The sequence below is a fragment of the Streptomyces albiaxialis genome, assembly GCF_039530985.1.
GTDB lineage: Bacteria > Actinomycetota > Actinomycetes > Streptomycetales > Streptomycetaceae > Streptomyces > Streptomyces albiaxialis.
Genome location: NZ_BAAAPE010000012.1, coordinates 128,774 through 143,014, shown reverse-complemented (window position 1 = coordinate 143,014; position 14,241 = coordinate 128,774). Strand labels below are relative to the sequence as shown.

At 73.5% G+C, this 14,241-nt stretch carries 17 protein-coding genes; 10 read left to right on the top strand and 7 right to left on the bottom strand.

Going from position 1 to position 14,241, the window contains the following annotated elements:
* The first annotated feature begins 184 nt into the window (after positions 1-184).
* A complete protein-coding gene (locus ABD343_RS22945; protein WP_344531183.1) occupies positions 185-571 on the top strand; it encodes a nuclear transport factor 2 family protein in 387 nt (128 codons plus the stop codon).
* 94 nt (positions 572-665) lie between these two features.
* Here the strand turns inward: ABD343_RS22945 and ABD343_RS22940 are convergent, their stop codons facing one another.
* The 4 genes from ABD343_RS22940 to ABD343_RS22925 form a co-directional block, all read right to left on the bottom strand.
* Complete coding sequence (locus ABD343_RS22940; protein ID WP_344531182.1) at positions 666-1,076, bottom strand: SH3 domain-containing protein; 411 nt, start codon at positions 1,074-1,076, stop codon at positions 666-668.
* A 127-nt stretch (positions 1,077-1,203) separates the two neighbouring features.
* Positions 1,204-2,208, bottom strand: coding sequence for a zinc-binding dehydrogenase (locus tag ABD343_RS22935; RefSeq protein ID WP_344531181.1), 1,005 nt, complete (start codon positions 2,206-2,208; stop codon positions 1,204-1,206).
* A 92-nt stretch (positions 2,209-2,300) separates the two neighbouring features.
* On the bottom strand, positions 2,301-3,059 hold the full coding sequence (locus ABD343_RS22930) for an ABC transporter permease (protein WP_344531180.1): 759 nt from the start codon (positions 3,057-3,059) through the stop codon (positions 2,301-2,303).
* Between the two features lie 31 nt (positions 3,060-3,090).
* Positions 3,091-3,870 carry an ABC transporter ATP-binding protein gene (locus ABD343_RS22925; RefSeq protein WP_344531178.1) on the bottom strand — a complete coding sequence of 260 codons (780 nt, stop codon included), beginning with the start codon at positions 3,868-3,870 and terminating at the stop codon, positions 3,091-3,093.
* Between the two features lie 111 nt (positions 3,871-3,981).
* Between ABD343_RS22925 and ABD343_RS22920 the strand changes: the two genes are divergently transcribed.
* The 7 genes from ABD343_RS22920 to ABD343_RS22890 all read left to right on the top strand — a co-directional run bounded on the left by ABD343_RS22920 (position 3,982) and on the right by ABD343_RS22890 (position 10,875).
* Complete coding sequence (locus ABD343_RS22920; protein ID WP_344531176.1) at positions 3,982-4,659, top strand: TetR/AcrR family transcriptional regulator; 678 nt, start codon at positions 3,982-3,984, stop codon at positions 4,657-4,659.
* 53 nt (positions 4,660-4,712) lie between these two features.
* The gene (locus tag ABD343_RS22915) at positions 4,713-5,507 is read left to right on the top strand and encodes an ABC transporter ATP-binding protein (RefSeq protein ID WP_344531174.1); all 795 of its coding nucleotides are present in this window, start codon (positions 4,713-4,715) and stop codon (positions 5,505-5,507) included.
* On the top strand, positions 5,504-6,823 hold the full coding sequence (locus tag ABD343_RS22910; RefSeq protein ID WP_344531172.1) for an FtsX-like permease family protein: 1,320 nt from the start codon (positions 5,504-5,506) through the stop codon (positions 6,821-6,823). The genes ABD343_RS22915 and ABD343_RS22910 overlap by 4 nt, the downstream gene beginning before the upstream one ends.
* A 176-nt stretch (positions 6,824-6,999) precedes the next feature.
* Positions 7,000-8,280, top strand: a complete 1,281-nt coding sequence (locus ABD343_RS22905) for a sensor histidine kinase (protein WP_344531170.1) — start codon at positions 7,000-7,002, stop codon at positions 8,278-8,280.
* Positions 8,268-8,945 (top strand): response regulator transcription factor, encoded by a 678-nt coding sequence (locus tag ABD343_RS22900; protein ID WP_344531168.1) that lies wholly within the window; start codon positions 8,268-8,270, stop codon positions 8,943-8,945. Before ABD343_RS22905 ends, ABD343_RS22900 begins: the two co-directional genes overlap by 13 nt.
* Positions 8,946-8,977: 32 nt before the next feature.
* Complete coding sequence (locus tag ABD343_RS22895; protein WP_344531166.1) at positions 8,978-9,700, top strand: Clp protease N-terminal domain-containing protein; 723 nt, start codon at positions 8,978-8,980, stop codon at positions 9,698-9,700.
* A gap of 128 nt (positions 9,701-9,828) precedes the next feature.
* Positions 9,829-10,875, top strand: coding sequence for a chitinase (locus ABD343_RS22890; protein WP_344531164.1), 1,047 nt, complete (start codon positions 9,829-9,831; stop codon positions 10,873-10,875).
* On the opposite strand, the gene ABD343_RS22885 is transcribed toward ABD343_RS22890, so the two are convergent.
* A complete protein-coding gene (locus ABD343_RS22885) occupies positions 10,872-11,753 on the bottom strand; it encodes an NmrA family NAD(P)-binding protein (protein WP_344531162.1) in 882 nt (293 codons plus the stop codon). The genes ABD343_RS22890 and ABD343_RS22885 overlap by 4 nt on opposite strands.
* 66 nt (positions 11,754-11,819) lie before the next feature.
* On the opposite strand from ABD343_RS22885, the gene ABD343_RS41115 reads away from it, so the two are divergent.
* Positions 11,820-12,053, top strand: coding sequence for a DUF7919 family protein (locus ABD343_RS41115; protein ID WP_486387851.1), 234 nt, complete (start codon positions 11,820-11,822; stop codon positions 12,051-12,053).
* 113 nt (positions 12,054-12,166) lie between these two features.
* Positions 12,167-12,772 carry a DUF2867 domain-containing protein gene (locus tag ABD343_RS22880; RefSeq protein WP_344531160.1) on the top strand — a complete coding sequence of 202 codons (606 nt, stop codon included), beginning with the start codon at positions 12,167-12,169 and terminating at the stop codon, positions 12,770-12,772.
* Here ABD343_RS22880 and ABD343_RS22875 read toward each other — a convergent pair.
* Positions 12,694-13,407 carry a flavin reductase family protein gene (locus ABD343_RS22875; RefSeq protein ID WP_344531159.1) on the bottom strand — a complete coding sequence of 238 codons (714 nt, stop codon included), beginning with the start codon at positions 13,405-13,407 and terminating at the stop codon, positions 12,694-12,696. The genes ABD343_RS22880 and ABD343_RS22875 overlap by 79 nt on opposite strands.
* A gap of 99 nt (positions 13,408-13,506) precedes the next feature.
* Positions 13,507-14,100, bottom strand: a complete 594-nt coding sequence (locus tag ABD343_RS22870) for a helix-turn-helix domain-containing protein (protein WP_344531158.1) — start codon at positions 14,098-14,100, stop codon at positions 13,507-13,509.
* Positions 14,101-14,241: the final 141 nt, after the last annotated feature.

The window sequence follows — 14,241 nt, the reverse complement described above, 5'->3', positions numbered from 1 at the left end:
CCACGCGGCCTCGCGTACGCGACACAGCTCCGCCCGGCGCAGCAGGCGGGGCGCGGCGTGCGCCCCCGGGAGTACCGCCGGGTGCTCCTCCCGCCGGACGCGGCGGGGGAGCGCCTCCCGGGAGAGTGGGTGTGCCGGGCCGGGGGGCCGGGCCGGGGCCCAACGACATAGGGGAGGCGCGCAGATGGCCACCGAAAGGGATGAACTGGTGGAGTTCGGACAGCGGTGGGCCAGGGCCGAGCGGGAGCGGGACACCGCGGCCCTGGGCGCCCTGCTGGCCGAGGACTTCCGGGCCGTGGGCCCGCGCGGCTTCCTCGTCGACAGGGAGCAGTGGCTGGAGCGCTACGACTCGGGGGCGCTCGTCCACGACGCGTTCGCCTGGGAGGACGTGGAGTTCCGGCGGTACGGGGACGGGGCGGTGGCGCTCGGGGTGCAGAGCCAGCAGTCCACGTACGACGGGCGGGACGTCGACGGGCACTTCCGGGTGACCCAGTACCTGACGCGGGCGACGGGCGCATGGCAGATCGCCGCGCTCCATCTGAGCCCGATCGCCGGAACCCCGGCGGGGTGAGCCCGGCGGGGTGAGTCCGGCGGGGTGAGTCCGGCGCGCGGAAGGGCCCCGGGCGGGGTGCCCGGGGCCCTGTCGCGCGTGGACGGCGGCGGGGTCAGCCCATCGCGTTGCGCGAGGCGTCGCTGTGGTTCATGCGGGTCGGGAACTTGTCCTTGCACAGCGGGACGGAGCCGATGTTGTCCACCCAGCGGGCGGAGACCCAGCGCTCGATGCCGCGCAGCTTGTACCAGTAGGTGTTCCCGCTGACGTACTGCGCGTGGACCTTGCAGTCCAGGCCGACCTGCGCGCCCTTCTTCAGTACGCCCTTCGCGGAGGAGTCCGTGCTGGGGTACTGGCGGATGTTGAGGCTGCTCGCGGTGACGACGCCGTACGGCTTCGCGGGGGCGGCGGCCGGGGCGGTGTCCGCGGAGTGCGCGGCGGGCGCGGCGGCGGCGACGCCGGAGCCGGCCAGCAGACCGGCCGCGACGAGGGCGGCGGCGCGGGCGGTGTAAGAGACGGCAGTCATCTGTCGTCTCCCCCTTTCTTCCAGGAAAACGGACGAAAGCGATGAAAAGCCACTTCGGTCCGTAGCCTAGGAGCCCGTACCGGGGAATCCGCCGCGACACCACGGCGCGGGGCGCCGGAGCCCGAAGTCACCCCTGGGGCACCAGTACGACCTTGCCCGTCGTCTCGCGCCGCTCCAGCGCGACGTGCGCCTCGGCGGCCCGCTCCAGCGGGAACGTCTGCACGGCGGGCACCAGCCGCCCCGCCGCCGCCTCCTTCAGCGCGAGGGCCGAGAAGTCGGTGCCCGTGGTGCCGTCGGTGTGCCGGGAGAACATGACCTCCAGGGCGTCGGTCCAGGTCACGCCGCGCGCCGTCTGCTCCTCCTCGTCCGGCGCGAACTTCTCCCGGGAGATGGCGCCGTACGTCACATGCCGCCCGCCCTCGCCCAGCAGCCCGAACGCCGCGCGGCTCTTCGCGCCGCCCACGCCGTCGAGCACGAGCGTCACCTTGCGCCCTCCGGCGTGCTCCGCCAGCCACGCGGCGACGGTCCCGTCCCAGCCCGGCTCGTTGTAGTCGACGGCGAGGTGGGCGCCCAGTCCGCGCACGGCCGCGGCCTTCTCCGGTCCGCCCGCGGCGCCGATCACGGTCGCGCCGAGCGCGGTGGCGTACTGCACGGCGAGGCGGCCGATGCCGCCCGCCGCCGAGTTGACGAGCACGATGTCGTCGGCGGTGGGCGCGGCGATGTCGAGCACGTCGAGCGTGGTGTTCCCGGTGACGACCATGGCGACGGCCGCCTCGTGGCTCAGCCCTTCCGGCACCGGGTGGAGCCCGTCGACGTCGGCGACGGTCAGCTCCGCGTAACCGCCGGGCGTGCTGCGCGCGGTGACCACGTCGCGGCCGGTCCACGAGGGATCGACGCCGGGGCCGACCGCGTCGACGGTGCCGGAGACCTCGCCGCCGAGGACGGCGGGCAGCTCGGGGAGCGGCGGCATCTCGGCGTCCGCGACGGCGGCGCGCATCACCGGCTCGATGGCGTGGACTCCCGCCGCGCGCACGGCGATCCGCACCTGGCCGGGGCCGGGCTCGGGGTCGGGCAGGGTCTCGTAACGGAGGTTCTCGGCGGGACCGAAGGCGTGCAGGACGACGGCGTGCATGGGTGCCTCCCGGCAGAATGGGACGGTGACGGGGCGACCGGGGCCGCGCCGTCCGTGTGTCCCCTACGCTCGTACTTGAACTTCACTTCAAGTCAAGTCTTCGGCCGGAAGGTCCTCGTGCCCGCCGCGAGCGCGAGCACCGCCAGCGCCAGCGAGACGGCGGCCCCGGCCACGACCGCGCCCGTCGCGTAGTGCCCGGCGAACACGTCCCGTACGGCGTCCACGGTGTACCGGAACGGCACCGCGTGCGAGATCCCGTCGAGCCAGCCCGGCGCGAGCGACATCGGCAGCAGCACCCCGGACAGCAGCATCGCGGGCATCACGGTCGTGTTGGCGACGGCCGAGAACGCGGGCATGCTCTCCGTCCGCATCCCGAGCCCGTACGAGAGCGCCGAGAGGCCCGCCGAGAGCAGCGCCGCGAACACGAGGCCCAGCAGCACGCCCGCGAGCGGCGCGCGCAGCCCGAACGCCAGCCCGAGCAGCACCAGCAGCACCGACTGCGCGGTGAGCTGGACGACGTCCCGCAGCACGCGCCCGAACAGCAGCGCGAACCGGCTGACGGGCGTGACCTGGAGCCGCTCCAGCACCCCGAGCCGCCGCTCCATGAGCAGCGCGAGGCCCACGTACGAGCCGCCCAGCAGCGAGAGCTGGACCAGCAGCCCGGGCACCAGGCTGTCCCAGGTGCCGCCGCCGGTGCCCTCGGCGGTGGGCAGCCCGTCCAGCAGCGGGCCGAAGAGGAGCAGGAAGAGCAGGGGCTGGAGCATCCCGAAGAAGAGGTTGGTCTTCGAGCGGAGGGTCGCGCGGGCGCAGCGCCCGAAGACGAGCGCGGTGTCGGCGAGGAACTGACGCATGGCGAAGGCTTTCTGGAGGTCCGGACGGTGGTCAGACGGCGGCGGGCGCGGCCGGAGCGGGCGCGGAGCGCCCGGTCACGGCGAGGAACGCGTCCTGGAGGCTCGCGTCCGCCGAGCCCGCGTACGCGGACTTCAGCTCCCGCGGCGTCCCCTCGGCCGCGACCTCCCCCCGGTCGACGATCACGACGCGGTCGGCGAGCGCGTCGGCCTCGTCGAGGTAGTGCGTGGTGAGGAAGACGGTCGTCCCGTGCTCCTCCCGTACGCGCCGCACCAGGTCCCACAGGTCGGCGCGGCTGCCGGGGTCGAGCCCGGTCGTCGGCTCGTCCAGGAACAGCACCTCGGGCCGGTGCACGAGCCCGGCGGCGATCTCCAGCCGCCGCCGCTGGCCGCCGGAGAGCGCGGCCGTCGGCCGGTCCAGCAGCTCGGTCAGCGCGAGATCGGCGGCCAGCTCGCGGGCGCGCCCGGCCGCCTCGGCCTTCGGCAGCCGGTAGAGCCGCCCCTGAGTGACCAGCTCCTCGCGCACCGAGCAGCCCGGGTCCATGCCGCCGGCCTGCGAGACGTAACCGATCCGCGCCCGGACGCCCCCGGGGTCGCGCAGCAGGTCGCGGCCGACGACCGTGGCCTGCCCGCCGCTGGGTGCGAGGAGCGTGGTGAGCATCCGCAGGGTGGTCGTCTTCCCGGCGCCGTTCGGCCCGAGGAAGCCGAGGATCTCGCCCGTACGGACGGTCAGGTCGAGGCCGCGCACGGCCTCGACGGGGCCCTGTGCGGTGGTGAACGTACGGCGCAGGCCGACGGTGCTGATCACGGGCATGGGGGACGGGTCCTCTCCGGACGGGGGTGGGGGCGGGTGCCGCTCCAGAAAAGCAGAACACACTGCAATATTGCAACGCACTCTATTTTTGGAGCGGGATACACTCCACCCATGGCTGTGGAGGAGGAGAGCAGGCGCGAGCGGAAGAAGCGGCAGACCCGGCGGCACGTCTCGGACGTCGCCACCCGCCTTTTCATGGAGCGCGGCTTCGACAAGGTGACCGTCGCCGAGGTCGCCCGCGAGGCCGACGTCGCCGTGAACACGGTCTACAACTACTTTCCGGCCAAGGAGGACCTCTGCTTCCCCGCCCATGAGACGAGCGTCGCCCGCCTCGCCGGGATCGTGCGCGACCGCGCCCCCGGGCACTCGGCCGCCGACGCCGTCTTCGCCCGCCTCCGCGAGGAGACCGCGCGCAGGGACCCCGCGCTCGGCCTCACGCCCGGCTTCGGCAACTGGCTCGCGATGGTCCGCGCCGCGCCCACCCTCACCGCCCGGCTGGAGCGGCTGGCCGACGAGATGACCGACGCGCTCGCCGTCCGGCTCGCCGAGGAGACGCACGCCGCGCCCGACGACCCGTACCCGCGCCTCGTCGCCTCGCTGCTCGGCTGGGCGCACGCCCACACGCTCCGCGAGATCAGCGCCCGTACGGCGGCGGGCGACGGCCCGGAGACGGTCGCGGCACGGACGGAGGCGCTGCTCGACGCGCTGGAGGGCGCGCTGAGCGAGAACGTACGGGCGTACGCGCGACGCGGGGCCCCGGTTCCAGGTTCGGAAAACCCGAACCCCTGACAGGGGTGGTCGCTCCATAGCCGCGTGACCTGCGCGTTCGTAGCGTCGAGGGCATGCGAACAGAGAGCGTGGGCGCGGACGGCGCGGCCCTCACGATGACCCGGGTGACCCGACAGCACGGGCGCGGCGCGTCCGCCGTGCACGCGCTGCGCGGCATCGACGTGGCGCTGCGGCGCGGCACGTTCACCGCCGTGATGGGCCCCTCGGGCTCGGGCAAGAGCACCCTGCTCCAGTGCGCGGCGGGGCTGGACCGGCCCACGTCGGGCAGTGTCGCGCTCGACGGGCGGGAGCTGGCCCGGATGGGAGAGCGGCGGCTGACGCGGCTGCGGCGCACGCGCGTCGGCTTCGTCTTCCAGTCCTTCAACCTGCTGCCCACACTCACCGCCGAGCAGAACGTCATGCTGCCGCTGCGCCTCGCCGGTGCCCGGCGGGGCCGCGAGCTGCGCGCGCGGGCGCACGCCGCGCTCGACCGCGTCGGCCTCGCCGACCGTGCCGCCAGCCGCCCCTCCCAGCTCTCCGGCGGTCAGCAGCAGCGCGTGGCGCTCGCCCGCGCGCTGATCACCGAGCCCGAGGTGGTGTGCGCCGACGAGCCGACCGGCGCGCTCGACCCGGCCACCGCGGCGGGCGTCCTCGCGCTGCTGCGCGGCGCGGTCACGGAGCTGGGCGCGACGCTGCTGATGGTCACCCACGACCCGGTGGCCGCGGCATGGGCCGACCGCGTGCTCTTCCTCGAAGACGGCCTGGTCACGGACGAACTGACGGTGCCTCACGGGGCGGACGCGGTGGAGGAGATCGCCGGTCGTATGCGCCGCCTGGGCGGCGCGACGGCCCCGGCGGTGGCGGCATGAGCGCGCTGGGGAACGGCCTCGCCCGCGCGTCCGTCCGGGCCCGCCCGTCCGCCTTCGCCGGGGTCTTCGCGGTGTTCGTGCTCTCCTCGACGGTCGTCACCTCGTCCGTCACGGTCTGGCGTACGGCGTCCGCCGTACCGGCCGCCGCGCTGGACACGGAGCGGCGCGAGGCGCTGACGAGCATGGGCGCGGGCTTCACGATCGTCACCGTCTATCTGTCGTTCTTCGTCATCGGCCAGGTCATGGGCCTGGCCGTGGCCCAACGGGCGCGCGAGAACGCCCTGTTGCGCGCGGTCGGCGCGCTGCCCTGGCAACTGCGCCGCATGGTCGCCGTCGAGGCCCTGCTCACCGCCCTGCCCGCGCTCCCCGTCGGCTACGTGCTGGGCCGCGGGCTGGCGGGCGTGTGGTGCGAGGGCATGGCCGGGCACGGCCTGCTGCCCCGGGGCGTCCCGGTGGAGGCGGGCTGGCCGCCCCTGCTGGTGTCGGCGGCGGTGCTGGTCGTGACCTCGCAGGTGGGCGGCGTCATCGCGGCCCACCGCGCGGCCCGCGCCCGGCCGTCGGCGGCGCTGGGGGAGGCGGCGTCGGGCGGACGGACCGGACTCGGGCCCGTACGGGCGGTGGGCGCGGTCCTCGCGCTGGGCGGCGCGGCGGCGCTCACGGCGGCGACGGCGTCGGTGCCGGCGGAGGAGGCGGGCGAACGACTGCCGCTGGTCCTCCTCGCGTACCTCGTCGCGGTCGGCCTCGCGGGGCCCGCGCTCGGCCGCCTCGCGGCGGGCGCGGGCGGACTGGTGCTGCGGTTGCTGGGGGACCGGGCCGAGGGCGAACTCGCCGTCTCCCACGCCCGTGCCCACACCCGCCGCCTCTCCTCGGCGATCGCGCCGGTCGCGCTGATGGTGGCGTTCGCGCTGGTCAAGTTCGCGGCGCTGGCGGGTCAGGCGGGCGACCCGTCCTGGATCGACCTCTACGCCACGGCCCTCTACGCCGGGTTCGCGGCGCTCGTCACCGCCAACACGATGGTCATGCTGACGGCTGAACGGGGCCGCGAGATCGCGTTGCTGCGGGCCGTGGGAACGTCGCCGGGCCAGATCCTCCGGGCCCTGCTGTGGGAGGGGGCACTGGTGACGGTGGCGGGCTTCGGCTCCGGAGCGCTGGTCGCTCTCGCGCTGGACCGCACCTTGGGTACGGCCACGTCCTTCGCCCTGTCGGCGCTCTCCGGCCCAGCGTGGCTGGCCCTGACGGCCGCCACGACCGCCCTCATCCTGACCTCGACCCTGACCCCCGCCCCCTTGCTCCTCCGAAGAGCCAACCGAACCTAGAGCCCGCCCTGCTTCGCCCTCCCCCCCCGGGAGCCCGCGCCCCTGGAGGGGCAAGCCCCGCTTGGTTGTGCTGGGCACAGGGTCGTGCCCCTGAGGGGCAAGCTCAGATGCCGGGTACGGGAATGGGGGCGGCGGGGCGAGATACTTGTCGCTTACTCGGAAAGCCGCCGGAGAAGATGAGACGCCTCGCCTACGCGCCGCTCGCGCTCGTGCCCGCCCTCCTCGGCCTGCCCCTGGCCGCACTGCTCGCGTACACCGGCGCCCTTTGCGTCACGCGCGTCGGACCACCCCTCCTCTCCCTCGTCCTCTCAGGGGCAAGGCCCCTGTACGCCCTGCACCGGCACCTGCTCCGCACGTTCCTCGGGGAGCGGATCGAACCGCCGCCCCCACCCCCGCGCGTACGGGACACGGTCACCGACCGCGCCTCGTGGCGCGCGGCCGCGTACGCCGCGCTCAGCGCGCCCCTCACCGTGCTGCTCTTCGTCTGCCAGGTCCCCGTCCGCCTGTACGCGCTGGCCGCCGTCGCCTACCCCCTCTGGTTCCGCGCCGTCCACGAGGACGGGCACGACGGCATCGGCCTCCCCGGCGGCGCCCCGCTGGACACGCTGCCGCGCGCGCTGGCCGTCGCGGCGGGCGGCGCCGCGCTGTTCGCGGCGGCGACCTGGCTGGGACGGCGCCTGACCACGCTCGTACGGGTGACCGCCCGCCCCCTCCTCGGCCGTCCCCGCGAGGACGACGAGAGCGCGCGGATGGCCGGACGTATCCACGACCTGGAGGAGACCCGCGCCCTGGCCGTACGGGACGCGGCCGCCACCCTCCGCCGGATCGAACGCGACCTGCACGACGGCGCGCAGGCCCGCCTGATGGCCGTCGCCATGGGCCTGACCCGCGCCGGCGCCGCCCTCTCGCCCGGACAGCCGGACGGACCGGACACCGAGAAGGCCCGCGCGCTCGTCGACTCCTCCCTCGCGAACGCCCGTACGGCGCTGGAGGAGCTGCGCGACCTCGTGCGCGGCATCCACCCGCCCGTCCTCGACAACGGGCTCGACGCCGCCCTCGCCTCCCTCGCCGCCTCCGTCCACGCCCCGCCCCGCGTGCGGCTGCGCACCGTACTGCCGCCGCACCCGCGCCCGCCCGAGGCCGTCGAGACGATTGCGTACTTCTGCGCGGCGGAACTCCTCACCAACGCGGCCCGGCACGCCTCCGCGGCCACGGTCGAGATCGACGCCGAACTCGCCCCGGACAGCGGCCTGCTCACCCTCACCGTGCGCGACGACGGCACCGGCGGCGCGTCCCCCGCCGGGGGAACGGGCCTCGCCGGTCTCGCGGAACGCGTCCGTACGATCGACGGCACGCTGACCCTCGACAGCCCGCCCGGCGGCCCGACCACCGCCACCGTCCGCCTCCCCGTCCCCGTACCCGTCCCCGTTCCCGAAGAGGACAGATGCGCATCGTGATCGCCGAGGACGCCGCCGTCGTACGCGAGGGGCTCGTCGGCCTGCTCACCGACCGCGACCTGGACGTCGTGGCCGCCGTCGGCGATCCCGACGCGCTGCTCGCGGCCGTCGACGAGCACCGTCCCGACGCGGTCGTCGCCGACATCCGGATGCCGCCCACGCACCGCGACGAGGGGCTGCGGGCCGCCGCCGAGATCCGGCGCCGCCACCCGGGCACGGGCGTGCTGCTCTTCTCCCAGTACATCGAGACCCGTTACGCGGACACACTGCTCGCGGACGGCGCGGAGGGCATCGGCTATCTGCTCAAGGACCGCGTGCTGGACGTCGACGACTTCGTGGACGCGCTGCGCCGCGTCGTCGCGGGCGGCACGGCCCTGGACCCGGACGTGGTCGCGCGGCTCTTCGCGGCCCGGGCGTCCGGTGCCGCGGCCCCGCGCCTGGACGCGCTCACGCCGCGCGAGCGGGAGACGCTGGAGCTGATGGCGTCGGGCCTGACGAACACGGCCATCGCCGCGCGGATGGAGATCTCGCAGCGGGCCGTGGAGAAGCATGTGGCCACGATCTTCGACAAGTTCGCGCTGCCGCGCACGGCCCAGGAGCACCGGCGCGTGCTCGCGGTGCTCCGCTACCTCCGCGATTCGCCCGGGGTGTCAACCGAGGGTTGACGCTCCCTGATGCGTCAACCTAAGGTTGACGTATGACGCAGTCACGGCAGCCCCAGATCCGCCTCGACGACCTCATCGAGGCCATCAAGAAGGCACACTCCGACGCGCTCGACCAGCTCTCCGACGCCGTCATCGCCGCCGACCACCTGGACGACGTGGCCGACCACCTGATCGGCCACTTCGTCGACCAGGCCCGCCGTTCCGGGGCCTCCTGGACGGACATCGGGAAGAGTATGGGCGTCACCCGGCAGGCCGCCCAGAAGCGGTTCGTCCCGAAGGACCTGCCGCCCCTCGACCCCGCCGACCCGAGCCAGGGCTTCAACCGGTTCACGCCCCGTACCCGCAAGGTGGTGATGGCCGCGCACACCGAGGCGCAGTCCGCTCGTAACCCCGAAGTCGCCCCGCTCCATCTCGCGCTGGGCCTGCTCGACGAGCCCGAGGCGCTCGCCGCGAAGGCGATCGGCGCGCAGGGCGTCACCCTCGACGCGGTCCGCGAGGCCGTCACGGCGGCGCTGGCCCCGCCCGCCGACGAGGTCCCGGAGGTGATCCCGTACGACGCGGCGTCCCGCAAGGTCCTCGAACTCACCTTCCGCGAGGCCCTCCGCCTCGGGCACAACTACATCGGCACCGAGCACCTTCTGCTCGCTCTCCTGGAGCACGAGGCCGAGGTGCCGGGGCCGTTGACGGGCCTCGGGCTGGACAAGGGCGCCGCCGAGACCTGGATCGCCGAGGTGCTGCGGGCGTACGAGGAGTGATTTGGTCCAGACCTATTGACGGAAGGTCTGGACCGCAGAACGCTCCCCGCATGACGACTCGGACACGAACCGGAACCGCAAGCGGAACCCGAAGACGACGACGGCCGTGGTACCTCCTGGGGATCGGCGTGGTACTGGCGTGCGTCGTCCAACTCCTCACCGTGGCCGCCCCGAACGCGGCGGAACGTACGGACGCGGGGCGCGCCGCCCAGGCCCCGGAGACCTGCCCCCTCAAGGGCAAGCCGTCCGGCAAGGTCCTCCAGGGCTACTGGGAGAACTGGGACGGCGCCGCCAACGGGGTCCACCCGCCCTTCGGCTGGACCCCGATCGCCAACCCCGCCATCAGGGCCCACGGCTACAACGTCCTCAACGCCGCCTTCCCCGTGATCCGTTCGGACGGCACGGTCCTGTGGGAGGACGGCATGGACAACACCGTCAAGGTCGCGACCCCGGCCGAGATGTGCGAGGCCAAGGCCCAGGGGCAGACCCTGCTGATGTCCATCGGCGGCGCGGCGGCGGGCATCGACCTCGGCTCGCGCGCCGTCGCCGACCGCTTCATCGAGACCATCGTGCCGATCCTGAAGAAGTACAACTTCGACGGCATCGACATCGACATCGAGACCGGCCTCACCGGCAGCGGCACTATCAGCCAGCTCTCGGCCTCGCAGGCCAACCTCATTCACATCATCGACGGCGTCCTCGCCCAGATGCCCCCGGAGTTCGGCCTGACGATGGCCCCCGAGACCGCGTACGTCACCGGCGGCAGCGTGACCTACGGCTCGATCTGGGGCGCGTACCTCCCCATCGTGAAGAAGTACGCCGACAACGGCCGCCTGTGGTGGCTGAACATGCAGTACTACAACGGCAGCATGTACGGCTGCAGCGGCGACTCCTACTCCGCCGGAACCGTCCAGGGCTTCACCGCCCAGACCGACTGCCTGAACAAGGGCCTCGTCGTCCAGGGCACCACCATCCGTGTCCCCTACGACAAGCAGGTCCCCGGCCTCCCCGCCCAGCCCGGCGCGGGCGGCGGCCACATGCCCCCCTCCCTCGTCTCCCAGGCCTGGAACCACTACAACGGCGCCCTCAAGGGCCTGATGACCTGGTCCCTGAACTGGGACGGCTCGAAGAACTGGACGTTCGGCGACAACGTGAAGCGCCTGCAGGGCCGCTAGAGCACGCCCGGCAGATTCCCGTACGCCCAGGCGGCGAGCGTGGTCGGGGTCGTGGTGAGGAGCGACCGGCTGTCATGGGGCACCCGCCCCTCCAGCATCCAGGACGACATCCCCACCACGTCCTCGACCTGCTTGTCGCCGAGCCCCGCGCCGCGCAGCGCCTCGCGCAGCGCGTCCTCGGAGATCCGCTCGGCCCGCACCTCGCGCCCGGTGGCGCGCCCGACGACGCGCGCGGCGTCCGCGAACGACAGATCCTCGGGCCCGTGCACCCCCTGCGAGGAGACCCCCTCCCACTCCCGGGACAGCAGCCGGGCGGCGGCCACGTCCCCGATGTCCCGGGGATCGACCCAGGGCATTGCGTGATCGAGGGGGAGCGTGGTGCGCAGCACCCCGGCACGCAGGTCGTCGAGCATCCCGAACAGATTGGAGAAGAAGTACCCGCACCGCAGATGCACCACGGCCCCGCCGTGCCCCTCGACGGCCTCCTCCAGCAGCTCCTCGGTCCGCCCGAGCCCGTCGATCTCCCCGGCCCCGGACCGGAACTCGGCCCCGCCGCTGCTGAGGAAGACGGTCCGCTCGATCCGGTTCTCCCGCACGGCCCGCGCCCCGCTGGCCCCCATCCGCGCATACCCGGCCGCCGGGTCCTCGTCCCCCGTCGGCGGATCCACCCAGAACAACGCGTCGGCCCCCTCGGTCGCCCGTACGACCGCCTCCGCGTCCCCCTGATCACACACGACGGCGTCCACGCACCCCCGCACCCCCTCCCCGAGCCGCGCCGGATCCCGCACCAGCACCACAGGCCGCACCCCGGCCTGCACCAGCACCCGCACGACCCGGGCCCCCACATTCCCCGTAGGCGTCGTCACGACAACCCTCACGACCGTCCTCCTCCACACCAGACCGAACCTGACCTCGCTCGCCCCCATCCGACCAAACCGACGGACGTGGAGCGACCGCATTCCGCTGGTGGTAGGCAGGGTCCGCGCGATTTCCACCACTGCCCCTGGTGCCGATCCCGTTCTGCGGATCCGTGGGCGGCCTGTCCCCGGGGCAGTGCCGAGATCCAGGTCGAGGGGCGCGGGGTGACGTACGCGGCTCCCGAACTGATCGGACACTACGTCGCCTCGCACGCGTACCTCCCTCCAACCGCCTTCGTGGACGCCGTACTCGAAAGGTGAGGGGACCACGCCGGTGCTGTGCCGGATGCGGTTGTACGGCGGCGTATAGAAGGGGTTACGCTGGTTCTATACGGGGGCGTATAGCACTCGTCGGGCAGGGAGAGGGGTCGGTCGTGAGGCTTTCCCGTAGTGCTTACACGTCACGTGCGTGGCGGGCGCATGAGGTTGCCGGTGACTTCACGGTGGAGGACGTCTGGGCGCTGCCGACGCCGGGGGCGCGCGGGGAGTTTCCCGATCTCGTCGCGCAGATGGCCGGGGGCGATACGGCGGAGGCGGGGAACCCCGTCTACCGGTTCCTGTTCGCCGTCCGCTGGAAGCTCGGCGCCCTGCTCGGCCTGGACCGGGACGACGACGGTGTCGGTACGCGCGTGGCGTCGCTGCGCGAGCGCCTGCCCGACGACCTCCGGGAGGGGCCCCGGGGGCCCGAATGCCCCCGGCTGCCCTTCACGTCCGTCTTCCAGACGGACGACGAGTGGCTGGCCGAGATGGCCAACCGGACGGTCCACGGGGCCATGCACCTCGGCTGGGTGCCCGACGGCACGGGCGTGCACCGTGCCCAGATGACCGTGCTGGTCAAGCCGAACGGCCCCCTGGGCAGCGCCTACATGCTGGGTATCAAGCCCTTCCGCTACGTCGGGGTCTACCCGGCCCTCCTCCGGTCGATCGGCGAGGAGTGGGAGGAGTCGAGGGCGGCCAGAGGGGCCGGGCCGGCCGTCTGACCGCGGCGGTCCGCCAACTCGTGGGGCATGCCCCATCCTTCGGCCAGCCGCGAGGGACGGACGTTGCGGCCGCCCCCGAAGAACTCGCAGAACTTCATGATCAGCGGATCCCACGCCACCGGATCCACGTACCGCGTGCCCGGAATCACCAGGTCCTTCGCCACATGGGCCCGTACGACCCGCGCCTGGAACGCCGTGGCGTCCGGCTCCGGGTCGCCGAACGGGTGGTGCGTCGTCACCACGCACTCCAACTGCACCGGGCACTCCTCCACCCGCGGCGCCCCCACCAGCTCGGCCGCCTGCTCCGTCAGCCCGGCGGCCCCGAACTTGTCGCGCTCGTACCGGTATCCCTGCCGCACCCGGTACTCCGGGATCTCGCTCCGCGCCGTCAGCAGCGCCAGCCGGTCGACCGCGTCGGCCATCGACGACGGCGCCAGGTTCAGCACGCACTCGCGCTCGCGCAGCAGGTTCGCCGCCGTCTGCGAGTTGTTCCCCATGCCGAGCATGCAGGAGTCGCCCAGCCACCAGGCGGACGACATGGGCGCGACGTTCGGCGAACCGTCCTCGTTCCGCGTGCCGAGCAGTACGACCGGCGTACCGAAATACAGCACCTTCAGATCCACGACCTCGTGCACGACTCCCCTTCCCTCACCCCTGTACGCCCACCACAGTGCGCGGCGGGACGCCGGGATTCCGGCGGGAACCGGACATCTGGCTGGGCAGCGTGCCGGGCCTCACTCGGCTGAGCCGGACCCGCTGGCTCCATCGGCCCCGTCGGCCCTATCGGCCCCGTCGGCCCCGCCCTCCCCGTCCGGCACGACCACGAGGCTGACGATGTGCCGCTTGCGGCCGTCGCCCGGCGTCGTACGGGCGCGGCTCGTCACGGCCTTCTCCAGGTCCTCGACCAGCTCCGCGAACTCCTCGTCCGTGAGCCAGACGGACCCCTGCCGGTAGAGGAGGCCGTCGTCGGCGGGTTCCGCGTCGTCCCGGGAGAGGTAGCGCTCGAAGTCCCCCATCAGCGCGCCCGAGAACGCGGTGAACGCCTGTCGGTGGTCCTCGCGCGTCATCGACGTACGGGCCTCCTCGCCGACGAGGGCCCCGTCCTGGCGGATCCGGTAACTGCGCTCGACCGTGCCGCGCACCCGCCTCTCGTCCACCACCTCCAGCACCTCGGCCTTGGCGAGGGCCGCGACGTGCCGGTACATCGTCGCGGGCGGGATGTCCGGGAGGCGCTCGCGGAGCTGCGCGGTGGTCAGCGGCCCGGCGCCCACGAGCGCCTGGAGGATGCGCAATCGCACCGGATGCAGGAGCAGGTTTGCGGTCGTCATGACTCTATGATCTCATACTTGATAACGTTCTCGAAGTTGATACCAATGAGCCATGGGCAAGGGGGGCGCGGCCGTGCGGCATGCACATGCGCAGGGACAGGAAAAGGCACAGGCACAGGCACAGGGAAAGGCACAGGGGCG

Bases quoted from the DNA above. Each gene is read 5' to 3' on its own strand.
- ABD343_RS22945 (WP_344531183.1), top strand. From the start codon at position 185: ATGGCCACCGAAAGGGATGAACTGGTGGAGTTCGGACAGCGGTGGGCC.
- ABD343_RS22940 (WP_344531182.1), bottom strand. From the start codon at position 1,076: ATGACTGCCGTCTCTTACACCGCCCGCGCCGCCGCCCTCGTCGCGGCC.
- ABD343_RS22935 (WP_344531181.1), bottom strand. From the start codon at position 2,208: ATGCACGCCGTCGTCCTGCACGCCTTCGGTCCCGCCGAGAACCTCCGT.
- ABD343_RS22930 (WP_344531180.1), bottom strand. From the start codon at position 3,059: ATGCGTCAGTTCCTCGCCGACACCGCGCTCGTCTTCGGGCGCTGCGCC.
- ABD343_RS22925 (WP_344531178.1), bottom strand. From the start codon at position 3,870: ATGCCCGTGATCAGCACCGTCGGCCTGCGCCGTACGTTCACCACCGCA.
- ABD343_RS22920 (WP_344531176.1), top strand. From the start codon at position 3,982: ATGGCTGTGGAGGAGGAGAGCAGGCGCGAGCGGAAGAAGCGGCAGACC.
- ABD343_RS22915 (WP_344531174.1), top strand. From the start codon at position 4,713: ATGCGAACAGAGAGCGTGGGCGCGGACGGCGCGGCCCTCACGATGACC.
- ABD343_RS22910 (WP_344531172.1), top strand. From the start codon at position 5,504: ATGAGCGCGCTGGGGAACGGCCTCGCCCGCGCGTCCGTCCGGGCCCGC.
- ABD343_RS22905 (WP_344531170.1), top strand. From the start codon at position 7,000: ATGAGACGCCTCGCCTACGCGCCGCTCGCGCTCGTGCCCGCCCTCCTC.
- ABD343_RS22900 (WP_344531168.1), top strand. From the start codon at position 8,268: ATGCGCATCGTGATCGCCGAGGACGCCGCCGTCGTACGCGAGGGGCTC.
- ABD343_RS22895 (WP_344531166.1), top strand. From the start codon at position 8,978: ATGACGCAGTCACGGCAGCCCCAGATCCGCCTCGACGACCTCATCGAG.
- ABD343_RS22870 (WP_344531158.1), bottom strand. From the start codon at position 14,100: ATGACGACCGCAAACCTGCTCCTGCATCCGGTGCGATTGCGCATCCTC.